Genomic DNA, 15,493 nt, shown 5'->3' on the forward strand with positions numbered 1-15,493 from the left:
GGCGCGGGTGAAATAATCCGGATGTTAACGCATTTGCCGGACCGCTCCCGGTTATGATGACGGCGGGGCGGTCGGCGCCGGGGATGGGTATGACGAAGGGGAAAGACTGCGGATGCGGAAACTGCTTGATCAGGGCGCGGCTTCTGTGAGCGGGGCCGGGAATGCGCCTCTTTCGGGCGCCGAACTCGACAGGCTTCGCGAGCGCCTGCATGTCGGCGTGATTCATAACGGCGACCGCACGCGCCCAGGCGCGGTGATCCATCAGGGGCGCAACTCGCGCTCGGAAAAATCGTATCAACCGGTCGCGGAGGATATCGCGGCGGGGCTCCGGGGAGCGGGCTTTCGGCGGGTCAGCGTCCTGCCGGACGATCTCTCCCTTCCCGGGCGGCTTCGCGACGAGGGGATCGATCTCGCCTGGCTCAACACCGCCGGCGTGCAGGGCTATGACGCCATCGCCCATACGCCGTCGATCCTGGAGATGAGCGGCGTTCCCTATATCGGCCATCGTCCGCTCCTCGCGCTGACGCTGGACAGCAAGCATGTGTTCAAGCGCGAATGTCAGGCGGTGGGGCTGCCGACGCCGCCTTTCATGGTCTGGGACAGCGTGCGCGGGCGCTTGAACCCGGAGACGGAGCCGCGGTTCCGGGCGGTTTTCGGGGACTGGTCCGGCGGTTTCGTGGTCAAGCCGGTGGTCGGGCGCGCCTCGCAGAACGTGTTTTTCGTGGCGGACCGGGCGGAGCTTCCCGATGTGGTGGAGCAGGTCTATCGCCAGACCCTCGACCAGGTGCAGATCGAGAGCTTCGTCGGCGGGCCGGAATATTGCGTCGCGGTCTCGGGGCCGGTCGTGGTGCGGGGCGGGGCGGCGGAGCGGCTCGACGGGCCGTTCGCCTTTTCCGTGCTCGAGCGGCTGGCGGATCCGGGCGAGCGGATCTTCACCTCGATGGACGTCCGCCCGTTCACCAGCGACCGGGTGCGGCTTCTCGACCCCGAGGAGCCGACCGCGCGCCGGCTTGTCGATCTGGCGCGGCGCGTCCATGCGGAATTCCAGCTCCGGAGCCTCGTCCGGCTCGATGTTCGCGCCGACGAGGCGGGCGAGCTCTTCATCCTCGAAGCGAATCCGAAGCCGGATCTGAAGCGCCCGAAGGGGGACCGGATCAGCCTCGTCTGCGCCGGGCTTTCCCAGCATGACATGAGTTACGAGGATCTGATCCTCACGCTCTTCGCGGATCGGCTCACGCATTATCTCCGGAACCGCGCCGGCGTGGTACGTCACATCGCCGCCCTGCTCGAATGAACGGCGGCGCGAGGCTGCGGAGCGCGCTCTTTCTCGGCGGGATGGCGGCGCTGGCGCTGGCGCTTCTGGTCTTTGTCGGCTGGGGCGAGGCGAAGCGGACCTATCCGGGGTTCATCATCGACAAGATGACGGCGGAGGCCGAGATCGTGCGGAGCGCGATGGACAGCCACCTTCGGGCGGGCCTGCCGCTGCGGGCGTATCCCGGCTTTGGGCGGATCGCCGCGCCGATCCTCAAGACCGATTCGGCCGTCGCCGCGATCATCGTCCGGGACGTCGCCGGCGCGCCGGTGTTCGCGGCCGGCCCCGCGGCGGCCGCGCTGACCGGGCCGGGCGCCGATCGGAGCGACGCGGACTGGGCGCGGGTCGCGCTGCCGCTGCAAAACCGGTTCGAGAAGGTCGGGGAGCTGGAGGTGGCGATGGCGCGCGCCGATCTCACCGGGCCGATCGACGCGCTGTTTCCGCGCCTCGCCGGGCTCGCCGGCGCGCTGGCGCTGGCGTTCGGGGTCTTCGCGCACCGGGCGGCGCCGCGGGAGCGGGCGGGCGGGCTCGCCTCGCGGATCGTCGGCGTTTACGCGCTGATCTTCGTGCTCGCCGCGGCCGGGGTCGCCGCCGGGCTCGTCTCGCTTTACGCCGATGGCGCGCAGGCGAAGGCGAAGGCGCTCTCGGTCTCTCTCGGCCAACGGATCGCGCCGCTTTTCGCCTATGGGCTGACGCTGGACGATGTCGGCGGGATCGACGCCATGTTGGCCGATTACCGCCGCGCCGACAGCGATATCGCCGAGGTCGCGCTGATGCGGGGCGGGCGCGTCGTGGCGCATTCCGACCCGGAGCGGGTGGGGGCGCCATGGCGGCCGGCGGCGGGATCCTATGAATTTATCGTGACGGTGGCGCCTGGTCAGGGCGACGACGCGGTCAGCGTCGGCGTCGCGCTGCCGGCGGTCGTGGTCTGGAAGGCGATCGGGCGGAGCGTGAAGAATTTCGCCGCGCTGCTTCTGGCGTCGGGGCTTTTCGCGGCGGTGTTCCTGAACGTGGCGCGATCGTTCGGCCGGGAGAGGGGGGACGCGGACGCGCGCGTGCTTCTGGTGATGCGGCCGATATTCTTCGCCGCGATCTTCACCGATTTCCTGTCGGCGGGGTTCCTGCCGCAACTGCTTCGCGATCAGGCGGCGGCGATGGGTATGGGCGGGAGCGCCGCCTCGCTGGCGTTCACCGCCTATTTCGTTGCGTTCGCCGCCGCGCTGATGCCGGCGACGGTGTGGGTGGAGCGGCGCGGGCCGCGCGGCGCGATCATCGCCGGCGCCGCCCTCGCCGCCGTCGCCAGCGCGCTTCCCGCGCTGGCGCTGGATTTTCCGGTGCTGGTCGCGTCGCGGACGCTGGCCGGAATCGGGCAGGGGATGCTTCTCATCGGGGTGCAGACCGCGGTGCTGACCAGCGCGACGGCGCAGATGCGGACCCGCGCCACCGCGATCATCGTCATCGGCTTCAACGGCGGGATGATCTCCGGCGCGGCGATCGGGGCGCTGCTTGTCGAGGATCTGACGCCATCGGGCGTTTTCGCGCTCTCGGCGCTGGTCGGGCTGGCGCTGTCGGCCTACGCCGCCTGGATGATCCCGCGGATGGCGCCGGGCGGCGCCGGCCGGGCGATGAGCTTTGCGGAGTTCCTGAGGGACGCGGCGCGCGTCTTCGGCAGCCTCGGCTTCATGCGCGCGTTTCTGCTGATCGGGGCGCCGGCCAAGGCGGTGCTGACCGGCGTCATCGTGTTCGCGGCGCCGCTTTTCCTCAGCAGTCAGGGCTGGGCGGCGGAGGATATCGGCCAGATCATCATGCTCTATGCGGTCGGCGTGCTGCTTTCGACCGGGCCGGCGTCGCGCCGCGTGGACATGACCGGGGGGAGCCGCGGGGTTCTGACCCTTGGCGGGCTCGGCTCCGCCGCCGGGCTGGCGATGATCGGTTGCGGCGGGCTCTGGCCGCTGGCGCCCGCCGCCGAGGCGGGGCTGGCGGCGGGCGGGGTTTTTCTGATCGGTCTGGCGCATGGCTGCGTGAACGCGCCGGTGGTCTCCTTCATCGGCGAGACCAGCGCCGCGGACCGGCTGGGCCGGCCCGCCGCGACCGCGGTCTATCGGCTGATGGAGCGGGGGGGCCATGTCGCCGGGCCGATGCTGGTCGGGCTTTTGCTGGCGGCGGCGGGGGGCGGCGCGGCGTTCCTCTGGATCGCGGGCGCGCTTTTGATCTTCACGCTGCTCTTCGGCGCGGGGCGCGCGCCCCGCCGGCGTGTCGAGGGGGGCTGAAATGCGCCGGCTGATCCTCGTCCTCGCGCTTCTCGCCGCGCTCTCGCCGGCGGCGGAGATCCGCGCGGCGGGGGGGAGCGACTGGTTCGCCATCGACGCGGAGGCGCGGGCGGACTGGACGGTGTCGGCGCCCGACCCGGCGGACGATCGGCGGGTTCTCATGCGCATGAAAACCGCGCCCGACGGCCCCGCCCGCACCGTGCTGGTCATCTATCCGCGAAAATCCAGCGCCTATGACATCGCCATGTCCACGCTCCTGAAGGATTTCGCCGGCCGGTCGGAGAATCTGGAGTTTCTGGCGGTGAATTTCGGTCAGGATCCGGCGCGGGGCGCGGCTCTGCTGGAGGAGGCGCGGCGAGGCGCCTATGCGCTGATCTATGCGATGGGCTCGGAGACCGTCGAGTGGATCAACGGGATGCGCGAGGCCCTGCCGGCGCCGGTGGTGACGGTCTGCGCGAAGGACCCGGTTCTGCTCGGCCAGACGCCGAATTACACCGATGGCAGCGGCGCCCTGATCGCCTTCACCTCGCTGAATCCGCGGATCGACGTTCAGGTCGAGTATCTGCGCGAGTTGATGCCGAAGCTGAAGAACCTCGCGATCCTCGTCGACGCCGGCAACATCAGCGCGGTGGAGACGCAGGCGCGGCCGATGATCGAGGCGATGCGGGCGGCCGGCGTCGACGCCTTCGAAGCGGCGGTGACCGATGCGGGGCGGGCGCGCGCGGAGCTGTCCGCGCTCATCCCCGACGCGGTGGCGCGGATGCGCCGCTCCGACCCGGACCTGAAGAACAGCGCCTTCTGGATCACCGGATCGACCAGCGTCTTCACCGAGATCAGGGCGATCAACGCCCATGCCGGCGGCGCGGCGGTGCTCTCCGCCGCGCCGGACGTGGTCCGGGCGGGGCCGGACAGCGCGCTGTTGTCGATCGGGGTCGGCTTCGAATCGAACGCGCAGCTCGCGGCGGTTTACGGGGCCGATATTCTCGCCGGCCGGGCCGAGGCCGGGGCGTTGCCGGTCGGGGTGGTCTCGCCGCCGGACGTCGCGGTGAACTTCATGCGCGCGCGCGCGATCGGGCTGAAGACGCCGTTCTCCTTTTTCGAAGCGGCCACCTATATCTACGGCCCCGAAGGCGCCCCGCTCCGGGTGCGCGGCCGCTCCGCCCCGCCGCCGCCCCGCGCGGACTGACGCCGCCCGCAGGCGGGCGGCGCGGATGTCGGCGCCGGTTCACCCGGCGCTCGGCGGCTCGCGGTCGATGGCGTGGATGCGCGGCGCCGGGTCGTTGGCGAGGCGCGCCTCGATCCGGGCCAGAAAGTCACGGCTGACCGGGTCGTCGCCGCGCAGCTCCACCGCGAGGCGGAACGCCTCCGAGGCTTCGCGGAGCCTGCCGGCCGCAAAGAGATTGAAGCCGTTTTCGTAATGCGCGGCCCATTCGAAACCGGGCGCCTCGCCGGATTCGTCCAGCGGGGCCAGCAGCTCGTAGACCGCCACCGGCTCCTCCCTCCCTTTCACCCTGACGGTGTCGAGCGGGCGGGCCAGCATGTCGTATTTGACCAGCTCGTAGGTGTGCTGGCTGATCATGACGCCGGTGCCGAACTCCCGGTTCATCCCCTCCAGCCGCGCCGCCAGATTGACCGGATCGCCGATCACCGTGTAGTTCAGCCGCTCCGGGCTGCCGATATTGCCGACGACGACGCGGCCCGTGGTCATGCCGATGCGCAGCTTCAGCGCCGGCAGGCCGCGCTCGGCCCAATCTTCGCGGAGCCGCTCCATCGCGGCCTGGCAGTCCAGCGCGGCGCGGCAGGCCTGAAGAGGGTGGTCCTCGTCGAGCTTGGGCGCGCCCCAGAACGCCATCACGCCATCGCCGATGAATTTGTCGATCGTGCCGTGATGCGCCTTGATCGCCGTGCTCATCGCGCTGAAATATTCGCCGAGGACCGGGACGATCCGGTGGCCGAGGCGCTCGGAGACGCTGGTGAAGCCCTGGAGATCCATGAACATGATGGTCAGCGTGCGCCGCTCTCCGCCGATCTCGGCGAGAACGCCCTGATGCAGCAGCATCCGGACCAGGTCGGTCGGGATGTAGCGGCGGAAGGAGGACAGCCCGCGGCTCATCTGCTCCACGGCGTCAGACAGCGCCGCCACCTCGATCAGCGGGCTCCTGACCGGGCGGACGTCGTCGAGGTTGAAGCTGGCGATCTTGCGGGTCTCCGCCACCAGGTTCTGCAGCGGCCGGACCAGAAGATAGCGTGAGACCAGAAGCGCGATCACGGTGACGAAGATCAGCGCGCCGATGACGATCAGAATGAGCCGGATGTAATTCTCGTAGATCGCCCCCATGAAATCCGCCTCAGGGATCAGGGTGCCGAGCAGCCAGCCTTCGCGCGCCGTCGGCGCGAGCGAGAGGAAGAACCGCTCGCCCTCCGCGTTGGTCACGGTGGTCTGGAGGCGCTCGTTCACATCGGCGAAGACGACATGGTTCGCGGTCAGCCCGGTCTGCGCGAGGCGGAGCATCGGGTGCCGGCTTTGCGAGAGCGGCGTCAGCGCCGCGTCGGAGGAGAGCGGGTGCTGATCGACCAGCTCGCCCGGATCGGAAAAGGCGATGAGGCCGCCCCGCCGGTCGATCAGGAACGCGGCGCCGCTGCGCACGGTCGGCAGCTCCGCGAGGTAATTCGAGATCTGATCCAGCTCGATCGCGATGGAGATGACGCCGATCAGCGGCCCGGCGCCCGGCGCGCTCAGCGTGATCGCCGTGTTGAGGCCGGGTTTTCGCGAATCGCTGAAGATGTAGATGTCCGTCCAGATATCCCGCCCCGGCGACTGGAGCGCCTTGACATACCAGGCGCGGCCGGGGGCGTAGTAATCGTTGGTCTCCCGGTCGATTGCGGTCTGGCTGACGCGGCCTTCGTCCTCCACCACATGGGTCTCGGCGCGATCGGCCTCCGCGCGCACGGGGTCCCAGCGGCTTTCGACCAGGCGGAGGCTGTCGTCTCCCCGGCGCTGGGCCCCGAAGAAATCGCCGTTCGGCGCGCCGAAGCTCACCCAGGAGAAATGCGGGTTCGCCTTCAGGAACGCGAGGAAGAGCCGCTCGCGGCTGGCCGCGTCGTTGATGTCGATCACGTGGTCGCGGAGCGTGTCGTGAAGGGCGGCCTGGGCGGCGGCGGCGGAGCTGAAGAGCGCGGCGACCTCGCGGTTGACGCCGCCGATGATCTCGCCGTTGAGCTGGCCGGCGATGTCGGAGACGTTCTCGCGGCTGACCATCAGCCAGGGCAGGTGAACCGCCGCCGATGTCAGCGCGACCGTGCCGATCAGGATCGCGATCAGGCTGATCTTGAGCGAGATCCGGCCGTGTCGTCGTGGTTGCGTTGTCGCCGTCATGAATTCACGTCGCGCCCCTCATCGCTCTCGTTCGCAAAGACGGAGCGTTCCGATCCGCTCGTCTGAGCCATGGAATATACTATTCATGTCATCAATGTGTGAATCCGATATGTCGTGAAACACGGATGAAGCCGGCTCTTCATTATTGGGATACACATGTGGTCTAATGCGGTGCGATCGCGTCGCAGCGCGCGGCCAGAGGGGAAAGGAAATATCTCAGATGTTGGAATCAACGACCGAGCCGAGCTTCCGTCAATCCGTCGACATGATGTTCACGCACGCAGCGTCGCTGCTGGATCTTTCACCGGGGCTGGAGGAGAAGATCCGCGTCTGCAACTCCACCTATACGGTGCGATTCGGCGTGCGCCTGCGCGGGGCCATCCACACCTTCACCGGCTATCGCTCCGTCCATTCGGAGCATATGGAGCCCACCAAGGGCGGAATCCGCTACGCGATGAGCGTCAATCAGGATGAGGTCGAGGCGCTCGCGGCGCTGATGACCTATAAATGCGCGCTGGTCGAGGCGCCCTTCGGCGGCGCCAAGGGCGGGCTTCGCATCAACCCGGCCGACTGGGAGGAGGACGAGCTGGAGCGGATCACCCGCCGCTTCGCCTATGAGCTGATCAAGCGCGATCTGATCCATCCGAGCCAGAACGTGCCGGCGCCCGACATGGGCACCGGGGAGCGGGAGATGGCCTGGATCGCCGACCAGTTCGCGCGGATGAACACGACCGAGATCGACTCCCGCGCCTGCGTCACCGGCAAGCCGCTGACGGCGAACGGCATCGCCGGGCGGGTCGAGGCGACGGGGCGCGGCGTGCAATACGCGCTTCAGGAATTCTTCCGCCACGCCGAGGACGTGGCGAAATCCCGGCTGACCGGCGGGCTCTCCGGCAAGCGGATCATCATTCAGGGCCTCGGGAATGTCGGCTATCACGCCGCCAAGTTCCTGTCGGAGGAGGACGACTGCAAGATCATCGGGATCGTCGAGCGCGATGGCGCGCTGCATGATCCGGCCGGATTGCCGGTCGAGAAGGTCCGCCAGCATCTGATGGAGCACGGCGGCGTGCGCGGGTTCCCCGGCGCCGCCTATGTCGCCGACGGCGCGGCGATGATGGAGGAGGAGTGCGACATCCTGATCCCCGCGGCGTTCGAGGCGGCGATCAATCTCTCCAACGCCGATCGGATCAAGGCCGGGGTCATCATCGAGGCCGCGAACGGCCCGGTGACGGCCGGAGCGGACGAGATTCTGCGCAAGAAGGGCGTGCTGATCATCCCGGACATGTACGCGAACGCGGGCGGCGTGACCGTCAGCTATTTCGAGTGGGTGAAGAACCTCAGCCATATCCGCTTCGGCCGGATGCAGCGCCGGCAGGAAGAGGCCCGAAACCGGCTCCTGATCGACGAGATCGAGCGGATCACCGGCAGCAAGGTCTCGGACGCGTTCCGCGAGAAATACACCGCGGGCGCGGATGAGCTGACGCTGGTGCGCTCCGGCCTCGAGGACACGATGCGGGGCGCGTATCAGTCGATGGCGGAGGTCTGGCGCGCGCGTCCGGAGGCGCGCGACCTGCGGACCTCGGCCTATCTGGTCTCGATCGGCCGGGTCGCCGCCGCCTATCGCTCGCTCGGGCTCTGAGCGGGCGCGGCGTCATCGGGCTGGTCACGGTTGGCGCGGCGGCGTATAGAAGAGCCCATGTCCCTGGTGCTTTTCTATATGGCCGCCGGCGCCTGCTTCGTGGTCCTCGCGGTGCTGATGTTCGGCGTGCTCTGCTTTGCGCGCGGGGGCGAATTCAACCGCAAATACGCCAACAAGATCATGCGGCTGCGCATCCTCACGCAGGCGATCGCGGTGGCGCTGATTCTCGCCGCCGTGCTGACGGCCCAGATGGGGGCCTAGGCGCCATGGTGGTTCTCAACCGGATCTACACCCGCACCGGCGATGGCGGCGACACCGCGCTCGGCGATGGCGCCAGAACCCCCAAACACGCGCTTCGCGTCTCCGCCTACGGCACGTCGGACGAGACGAACGCGGCGGTCGGCCTCGCCCGGCTGCACGCGGAGGGGGAGATGGATGCGGCGCTCGCCCGGATCCAGAACGACCTGTTCGATCTCGGGGCGGACCTTTGCGTCCCCGATCTCGCCGGCGACGCCGAGGCGAAGCATCCGCGGCTCCGGATGAGCGCAAGCCAGGTGGAGCGGCTCGAAGCGGAGATCGACGAGATGAACGCGGCGCTCTCGCCGCTCCGGAGCTTCATATTGCCGGGCGGCTCGCCGCTCGCGGCGCATCTTCATCTCTGCCGCACCGTGTGCCGCAGGGCGGAGCGGCTGACGACCGAGCTGGCCGCCGCGGAGGAGGTGAACGCCTCCGCGCTCAAATATCTCAATCGGCTTTCCGACTGGTTTTTCGTCGCGGCCCGCGCCGCGAACGGGAACGGCGCCGGCGATGTGCTTTGGGTTCCCGGGGCGAATCGCTGACGCCCGCGTCTGGCCGGCGAGCGGAGCCCGGTTTTCCGCTCAGGGCTGTTTTCATTTCCGTCGCCCGGCCTGGATGAGCGCGGAGCGGCGCCGCGCCTCTCGCGATCGCGCCGGGGTTCGGCGGGCCGCGCGGGGCGGATGAGACTGAAGAGAGGGACGATTTTGACCCGTACCGGATCGGCCCGGCGCATATGCGCGGCGGCGGCGTTTTTTCTCCTGATGCTGGCGGCGGCTTTCATGGCGGCGGCCCCCGCGCGCGCTCAGGCGCCCGCGCCGGCTGAGGCGGCGGAGGGCGCGCTGCCGCCGGACGAGGCGCGGCTGCTCGCCGATCTTCTGAAGGATGACGACAAGCGCGCCGCGCTGATCGCGCAGCTGGAGCGCGCGGGCGGGGGCGCGCCGGCCGGCGAGGAGGGCGCGAAGGCGGCCGAGCTTTCCACCGGCGCGCGCATCGCCGAATGGAGCGCCGGCGCGGCCCAGGATCTCGCGGACGGGTTCGCCGCGCTCCGCGATCTTGCGGTCGCGGCGCCGGCCGCGTTCTCGCGGCTTTCGCTGGAGGAGATCGACCAGTTGTTCGGGGCGCTGCGCGATCTGGCGCTGGTGATCGCGGTGACGGTGGTCGCCCTCGCGCTGCTTCGGTTCTGGCTCGGGCGGGTCTATCGGCGCCTTGGCGCCCGGGCGCATGACGGCGGCGCGGCGCGGGTTCTGGCGGTTCTGGCGGCGATGGCGGCGATGGACGCGGCCGCGGTTCTGGCGGCGATGGCCGCGGGCTATGTCGCGGCGCTGGCCTTCGCGGGCGCATCCGGCGGGGTCGGCGTGCGCCAGGCGCTCTATCTGAACGCCTTCGCCGTGGTCGGGCTGATCAATGTGGCGATTCGCGCGGTCCTCTCCCCGTCGACGCCCACGCTCCGCCTCGTCGCGATCCCCGATCGCGGCGCGCGGGCGATGGCGATCTGGTTCGGGGTGGTCGCGGGGGTGCTCGGATATGGTCAGCTTCTTCTCGCGCCGATCGCGGCGCGGCTGATCTCGGCCCAGGCGGGGGCGGGGGTCTCCACCATTCTGGCGCTGCTGGCGATCCTGATCGTCGCCGGGCTGACGCTTTACGGGCGCCGGCCGGTGGCGGCCTGGCTCTCCGGCGGGAGGGAGAGGCGCGGCGCCGCGGCGCTCCTGATCGCCAACTGGCATATCCCGGCGCTGCTGTATCTGGTCGGGCTCTTTCTCGTCGTCGCGGCGCGCCCGGACGGCGTGTTCTGGCCGGTGCTGATCCGCTCGGCCGAGGTGCTGGGCGCGGTCGTCGTCGGCGTGGTCGCATCGGGCGCGATCACGCGCGCGATCGCGCACGGCGTCCGCCTGCCGGAGTCCGTGCGCGCGCGCCTTCCCCTGCTGGAGCGACGGCTGAACGGGTTCGTCCCGCGCGCGCTCTGGCTGATCCGGCTCTTGATCGCCATCGCCGTCGTCGGCTTCGCGGTGGACGCGCTCGGCCTTTTCGACATCAGGGGCTGGCTGGAGACCGGCTCCGGCGGCGCGATTCTGAACATGTTCTTCTCCGTCGCGGTGATCGCGGTGATCGCCTTCGCGCTCTGGGTCGCGCTGGCCTCCTGGGTGGATTTCCGGCTGAACCCCGAATTCGGGCGGAAGGCCACGGCGCGCGAGATGACGCTGCTGTCGCTCCTGAGGAACGCCGCCACGGTGGTGATCATGGTGCTGACGCTGATGTTCGCGCTCTCGGAGATCGGCGTGAACATCGCGCCGCTGATCGCGTCGGCCGGGGTCTTCGGCCTCGCCATCGGCTTTGGCGCGCAGAAATTGGTGCAGGACATCATCACCGGCGTCTTCATCCAGTTCGAGAACGCGATGAATGTCGGCGACGTGGTGACGCTGAACGGCACGACCGGCGTGGTGGAGAAGCTGACGATCCGCTCGGTCAGTCTCCGGGCCGTCGACGGGTGCTTTCACATCATCCCGTTCTCTTCGGTCGACATGGTCTCCAACTACATGCGCGAATACGGGTATTTCGTCTGCGACATGGGCATCGCCTATCGGGAGAACGTCTCGGAGGCGAAACAGGCGATGCATGACGCCTTCACCGAGCTGATGGAGAACCCCGCGCTGGAGCCGGCCATCCTCGGCGGGCTGGAATGGTCCGGCCTTCAGGAGCTGGCCGACAGCAAGGTTGTCCTCCGGGCGCGGATCAAATGCGCGCCGGGCATGCAATGGGCCGTCGGGCGCGGCTATAACGAGGTCGCGAAGCGGATCTTCGACGAGCGGGGCATCGAGATCGCCTTTCCCCACCAGACGATCTATTTCGGCGTGGACAAGAACGGCGACGCGCCGCCGGTGCATGTCGTCTCGCGCGCGCCGCTCGAGCCTCCGGCGGGAAAAGCCGGCGGCGACGGTGCGGATTCGGCTTCGACGGCGAAAGAGGGCTGAATTGACCCTTGCGTCAACGCCAATTTATAAGGCGCGTGAACCGGATTTCGGCGGCGGAGTGGCCCGGGCGCCGGATTCAGACGATGACCTGAACGTGGATCGGGCGTAGAACCCCGCTGAGTGAATCGCCCGTCCGGCCGTTCTCATGGCCGACCCGTGAACCGCAATATGGAGAGACGCGCAATGAAGGTGCTTGTGCCTGTTAAACGCGTGATCGACTACAACGTGAAAGTCCGAGTGAAGTCGGACGGCACCGGAGTCGATCTCGCCAACGTCAAGATGTCGATGAACCCTTTCGACGAGATCGCCGTCGAGGAGGCGATCCGGCTGCGCGAAGCGGGGCGGGCCGAGGAGGTCGTCGCCGTCTCCATTGGCGTGAAACAGGCGCAGGAAACCCTTCGCACCGCGCTGGCGATGGGCGCCGACCGGGCGATCCTGATCGTCGCGACCGATGACGTGAACACCGATATCGAGCCGCTCGCGGTGGCGAAGCTGCTGAAGGCGGTGGTCGACGAGGAGAAGCCGGATCTCGTGCTCTGCGGGAAACAGGCGATCGACAACGACATGAACGCGACCGGGCAGATGCTCGCGGCGCTTCTCGGCTGGTCGCAGGCGACCTTCGCCTCCAAGGTGGAGCTCGACGGCGACAGCGCGACGGTGACGCGCGAAGTCGACGGCGGGTTGCAGACCATCAAGGTGAAGACGCCGGCGATCATCTCCGTCGATCTGCGGCTGAACGAGCCGCGCTACGCGTCGCTCCCGAACATCATGAAGGCGAAGAAAAAGCCGCTCGACACGAAGACGCCGGAAGATTTCGGCGTCGACGTGGCGCCGCGGCTCACCGTCGTGAAGACGACCGAGCCCGCCGCCCGCAAGGCCGGCGTCATGGTCGCGGATGTGGCCGAACTGGTCTCGAAGCTGAAAAACGAAGCGGGGGTGCTCTGATGGCTGTTCTTCTTCTCGCGGAAGTCACCAATGGCGAGCTTGGCCTCGACGCGACCGCGAAGGCGGTGACGGCGGTGAAGCCGCTCGGCGAGGTCACGCTGCTCTGCGCCGGCGCGAGCGCCGCGAAGGCCGCCGAAGCCGCGGCGACGATCGACGGCGTGACCAAGGTGCTGGTCGCCGAGGATTCTTCTCTCGGCCATCGCCTCGCGGAGCCGACCGCGGCGCTGATCGTCTCTCTCGCCGGCGAGTACGAGCATATCTGCGCGCCGGCGACGACCGATGCGAAGAACATCCTCCCGCGCGTCGCGGCGCTGCTCGACGTGATGGTGATCTCCGATGTCTCCGCCGTCCTCGACGCCGAGACGTTCGAGCGGCCGGTCTACGCCGGAAATGCGGTCCAGACGGTGAAGTCGGGCGATGCGAAGAAGGTCTTCTCGATCCGGAGCTCGGCCTTCGAGGCGGCGGGAACCGGCGGCTCGGCCGCGGTCGAGACGGTCTCCGTCGGCGAGAATCCGGGCCTTTCCGAATGGGTCGAGGACTCGATGGCGTCGAGCGACCGGCCCGAGCTGACCTCGGCGAAGATCGTGATCTCCGGCGGGCGCGGCATGGGCTCGAAGGAGAATTTCGCCATCATCGAGCGGGTCGCGGACAAGCTGGGCGCCGCCGTCGGCGCCTCGCGCGCGGCGGTCGATTCGGGCTTTGCGCCGAACGACTGGCAGGTCGGACAGACCGGCAAGGTCGTGGCGCCCGAGCTTTACATCGCGGTCGGGATCTCCGGCGCGATCCAGCATCTCGCCGGGATGAAGGACTCGAAGGTGATCGTCGCGATCAACAAGGACGAGGAGGCGCCGATCTTCCAGGTGGCCGATTACGGCCTCGTCGCCGATCTCTTCAAGGCGATCCCGGAACTGGAGGAGGCGCTCGGCTGAGCTGGGCGCGACGGACGATGGAAAGCCGCCCCTGATCCGGGGGCGGCTTTTCTTATTCGGATCTGTTCGGAGCTCAGGCGCGCCGCAGGCGCGGAACGGCGCCGCCCCGGGCCTGCTCGACCCCCATCCTGAGGCTGGCGCCGATTCGCCGCGACAGAATCGTGAAGGCGGCGGCCTTCGCCTCCGGCAGCACCTCTTTCGCGGTCTCCTCGAACAGGTCGAGCCAGATCTCGAAATCCTCGCCCCGAATCTCGGGAACCGAGAGATGGACCGCCATCGGGTTGCCCTGATAGGCGCGTTCGCGAAGCATCACATTGGACCAGAACGCCTCGATCGTCGCGAGATGCTCCGCCCATTCCTCGTCGGTGACGCCGATCCGGCCCTCGAAGATCGGCCCGAGCCGGGGATTGGCGCGGACACGTTTGTAAAACGGCTCGATCAGGCGCCGGATATCGGCCCGGGTCATGCCGTCCTTGTCCGGGACCGCCGTCAAAGAAGTATCGCCAGCGTCGCCACGATCACGGCTCCCCAGAAAAGGTTGTTGATGAAGCCGCGGAGCATGCCGCTGTCTTCGCGCACGTCTTGCCCGACCATCGCGCAGAATCTGTTTCCTGGCCACAGGACGATTCCGAGCAGGAGTCTCAGGAAACCCATGACGTCCTCCATTAAAGCTCGGACGCATTATCTACGCATCAAATAGGCAAATGGAAGTCGTATTATTGCCGCAGGCGATGTTCGCTCTCCAGCCCCTCAATCAGAGCGCCGACGCCGCGCCGCCGCTCGATCGCGTCCTGCAGCGAGACCTTGTCGAGATGCCGAAAGAACGCCTCCTGCGCCTCGGCGAGGATCGGCGAGAGGCCGCATGCGGCCGTAAGCGGGCAATTTCCGCCGTCGGGCCGCATGCATTCCAGAAGGGCCGAGCCCTCCTCGGATTTTCGGAGCAGCGCGCCGAGCGAAATCTCCGCCGGGTCCATCGCCAGCACCATGCCGCCGCCGCGCCCGCGCGACGTCGTGATATAGGCCTCGGCGGCGAGCCATTGAGAGACCTTGGCGAGATGGTTGAAGGAAATCCGTTGCTGCGCCGCGATTTCGCGCGTCGTGCGCTTCGCGCCGTCCGCCTGCGCGAGATGCAGAAGGAGTCGCAGCGCGTAATCTGAAAATTTTGAGACCTGCATCCGCGCATTCTGGCCTTTTTCGCGCCTGACGCAATCGCAGGGAGGTGGAATTTGGCGACGGAAAGTTTAGCCTCCGCGCCCAAGGGAATGGAAGTCCCCGGATTCGAAAAGGAGCCGCCCATGAATGTCGACCCCACCCGCCAGCAATTCGAGGCGTTCAAGGCGCTGCCGCGCGATCAGCCGGTGAACATGCTGAACCTCGTGAAGCTGCGCGAAAAGGCGGCGTATTCCGACGGGCGAGACGCGACCGGACGGGAGGCCTATGCGGCCTACGGCCGGGAAAGCGGCCCGATTCTGGCCCGCGTCGGCGGTGAGATCACATGGCGCGGCGCGCCGGAGACGGTGCTGATCGGGCCGGCGGACGAGGCCTGGGACATCGCCTTCATCGCCCGCTATCCGACATTGGGCGCCTTCCTCGAGATGGTCACGGATCCGGGCTATCAGGCGATCGTCCATCATCGGCAGGCCGCTGTCGCGGATAGCCGTCTGATCGCGATGAGCGACCTCGCGGCGGGCGGCGGTTTCGGCTGATGGCGGAGGTGTCCGGAGCATGCGCCCTCTTGCCGAAAATCGCGCGGGCG

At 68.4% G+C, this 15,493-nt stretch carries 14 protein-coding genes; 10 read left to right on the forward strand and 4 right to left on the reverse strand.

All coding sequences use genetic code 11. The features are described from left to right. Window positions 1–112 precede the first annotated feature (112 nt). From WG921_RS02900 to WG921_RS02910, 3 genes are read left to right on the forward strand one after another with little or no spacing between them, the layout of a single operon-like run. A complete protein-coding gene (locus tag WG921_RS02900; protein ID WP_340107700.1) occupies window positions 113–1,294 on the forward strand; it encodes a D-alanine--D-alanine ligase family protein in 1,182 nt (393 codons plus the stop codon). Beyond that, entirely contained in the window at window positions 1,291–3,582 is a 2,292-nt protein-coding gene (locus WG921_RS02905) for an MFS transporter (RefSeq protein WP_340107701.1), read from the forward strand. Before WG921_RS02900 ends, WG921_RS02905 begins: the two co-directional genes overlap by 4 nt. A 1-nt stretch (window position 3,583) precedes the next feature. After that, a complete protein-coding gene (locus WG921_RS02910) occupies window positions 3,584–4,768 on the forward strand; it encodes a type 1 periplasmic-binding domain-containing protein (RefSeq protein ID WP_340107702.1) in 1,185 nt (394 codons plus the stop codon). 39 nt (window positions 4,769–4,807) lie between these two features. Here WG921_RS02910 and WG921_RS02915 read toward each other — a convergent pair whose 3' ends face one another. After that, window positions 4,808–6,958: an adenylate/guanylate cyclase domain-containing protein gene (locus WG921_RS02915; protein WP_340107703.1), complete on the reverse strand. Its 2,151-nt coding sequence runs from the start codon at window positions 6,956–6,958 to the stop codon at window positions 4,808–4,810. A gap of 223 nt (window positions 6,959–7,181) precedes the next feature. On the opposite strand from WG921_RS02915, the gene WG921_RS02920 reads away from it, so the two are divergent. The 6 genes from WG921_RS02920 to WG921_RS02945 all read left to right on the forward strand — a co-directional run bounded on the left by WG921_RS02920 (window position 7,182) and on the right by WG921_RS02945 (window position 13,737). Next, window positions 7,182–8,597, forward strand: coding sequence for a Glu/Leu/Phe/Val family dehydrogenase (locus WG921_RS02920; protein WP_340108002.1), 1,416 nt, complete (start codon window positions 7,182–7,184; stop codon window positions 8,595–8,597). A 57-nt stretch (window positions 8,598–8,654) separates the two neighbouring features. Continuing rightward, entirely contained in the window at window positions 8,655–8,858 is a 204-nt protein-coding gene (locus tag WG921_RS02925) for a twin transmembrane helix small protein (protein WP_340107704.1), read from the forward strand. Window positions 8,859–8,863: 5 nt separating this feature from the next. After that, window positions 8,864–9,436 (forward strand): cob(I)yrinic acid a,c-diamide adenosyltransferase, encoded by a 573-nt coding sequence (locus tag WG921_RS02930; RefSeq protein WP_340107705.1) that lies wholly within the window; start codon window positions 8,864–8,866, stop codon window positions 9,434–9,436. A 162-nt stretch (window positions 9,437–9,598) separates the two neighbouring features. Continuing rightward, window positions 9,599–11,863, forward strand: a complete 2,265-nt coding sequence (locus WG921_RS02935) for a mechanosensitive ion channel domain-containing protein (protein WP_340107706.1) — start codon at window positions 9,599–9,601, stop codon at window positions 11,861–11,863. A 183-nt stretch (window positions 11,864–12,046) separates the two neighbouring features. Further along, a complete protein-coding gene (locus WG921_RS02940; RefSeq protein ID WP_340107707.1) occupies window positions 12,047–12,808 on the forward strand; it encodes an electron transfer flavoprotein subunit beta/FixA family protein in 762 nt (253 codons plus the stop codon). Next, complete coding sequence (locus tag WG921_RS02945) at window positions 12,808–13,737, forward strand: electron transfer flavoprotein subunit alpha/FixB family protein (RefSeq protein WP_340107708.1); 930 nt, start codon at window positions 12,808–12,810, stop codon at window positions 13,735–13,737. The genes WG921_RS02940 and WG921_RS02945 overlap by 1 nt, the downstream gene beginning before the upstream one ends. A gap of 73 nt (window positions 13,738–13,810) precedes the next feature. Here WG921_RS02945 and WG921_RS02950 read toward each other — a convergent pair whose 3' ends face one another. From WG921_RS02950 to WG921_RS02960, 3 genes are all read right to left on the reverse strand, one after another. Then, window positions 13,811–14,203 carry a group III truncated hemoglobin gene (locus WG921_RS02950; protein ID WP_340107709.1) on the reverse strand — a complete coding sequence of 131 codons (393 nt, stop codon included), beginning with the start codon at window positions 14,201–14,203 and terminating at the stop codon, window positions 13,811–13,813. A gap of 23 nt (window positions 14,204–14,226) precedes the next feature. Then, complete coding sequence (locus WG921_RS02955; protein WP_340107710.1) at window positions 14,227–14,391, reverse strand: hypothetical protein; 165 nt, start codon at window positions 14,389–14,391, stop codon at window positions 14,227–14,229. Window positions 14,392–14,453: 62 nt separating this feature from the next. After that, window positions 14,454–14,912: an RrF2 family transcriptional regulator gene (locus WG921_RS02960; RefSeq protein ID WP_340107711.1), complete on the reverse strand. Its 459-nt coding sequence runs from the start codon at window positions 14,910–14,912 to the stop codon at window positions 14,454–14,456. A gap of 120 nt (window positions 14,913–15,032) precedes the next feature. Between WG921_RS02960 and WG921_RS02965 the strand changes: the two genes are divergently transcribed. Then, window positions 15,033–15,443, forward strand: coding sequence for a DUF1330 domain-containing protein (locus tag WG921_RS02965; RefSeq protein ID WP_340107712.1), 411 nt, complete (start codon window positions 15,033–15,035; stop codon window positions 15,441–15,443). The last annotated feature ends 50 nt before the right edge of the window (window positions 15,444–15,493 follow it).

Source organism: Paludibacillus litoralis, assembly GCF_037646705.1.
GTDB lineage: Bacteria > Pseudomonadota > Alphaproteobacteria > Rhodobacterales > Rhodobacteraceae > Pikeienuella > Pikeienuella litoralis.

Bases quoted from the DNA above. Each gene is read 5' to 3' on its own strand.
- WG921_RS02900 (WP_340107700.1), top strand. From the start codon at position 113: ATGCGGAAACTGCTTGATCAGGGCGCGGCTTCTGTGAGCGGGGCCGGG.
- WG921_RS02905 (WP_340107701.1), top strand. From the start codon at position 1,291: ATGAACGGCGGCGCGAGGCTGCGGAGCGCGCTCTTTCTCGGCGGGATG.
- WG921_RS02910 (WP_340107702.1), top strand. From the start codon at position 3,584: ATGCGCCGGCTGATCCTCGTCCTCGCGCTTCTCGCCGCGCTCTCGCCG.
- WG921_RS02915 (WP_340107703.1), bottom strand. From the start codon at position 6,958: ATGACGGCGACAACGCAACCACGACGACACGGCCGGATCTCGCTCAAG.
- WG921_RS02925 (WP_340107704.1), top strand. From the start codon at position 8,655: ATGTCCCTGGTGCTTTTCTATATGGCCGCCGGCGCCTGCTTCGTGGTC.
- WG921_RS02930 (WP_340107705.1), top strand. From the start codon at position 8,864: ATGGTGGTTCTCAACCGGATCTACACCCGCACCGGCGATGGCGGCGAC.
- WG921_RS02940 (WP_340107707.1), top strand. From the start codon at position 12,047: ATGAAGGTGCTTGTGCCTGTTAAACGCGTGATCGACTACAACGTGAAA.
- WG921_RS02945 (WP_340107708.1), top strand. From the start codon at position 12,808: ATGGCTGTTCTTCTTCTCGCGGAAGTCACCAATGGCGAGCTTGGCCTC.
- WG921_RS02950 (WP_340107709.1), bottom strand. From the start codon at position 14,203: ATGACCCGGGCCGATATCCGGCGCCTGATCGAGCCGTTTTACAAACGT.
- WG921_RS02955 (WP_340107710.1), bottom strand. From the start codon at position 14,391: ATGGGTTTCCTGAGACTCCTGCTCGGAATCGTCCTGTGGCCAGGAAAC.
- WG921_RS02960 (WP_340107711.1), bottom strand. From the start codon at position 14,912: ATGCAGGTCTCAAAATTTTCAGATTACGCGCTGCGACTCCTTCTGCAT.
- WG921_RS02965 (WP_340107712.1), top strand. From the start codon at position 15,033: ATGAATGTCGACCCCACCCGCCAGCAATTCGAGGCGTTCAAGGCGCTG.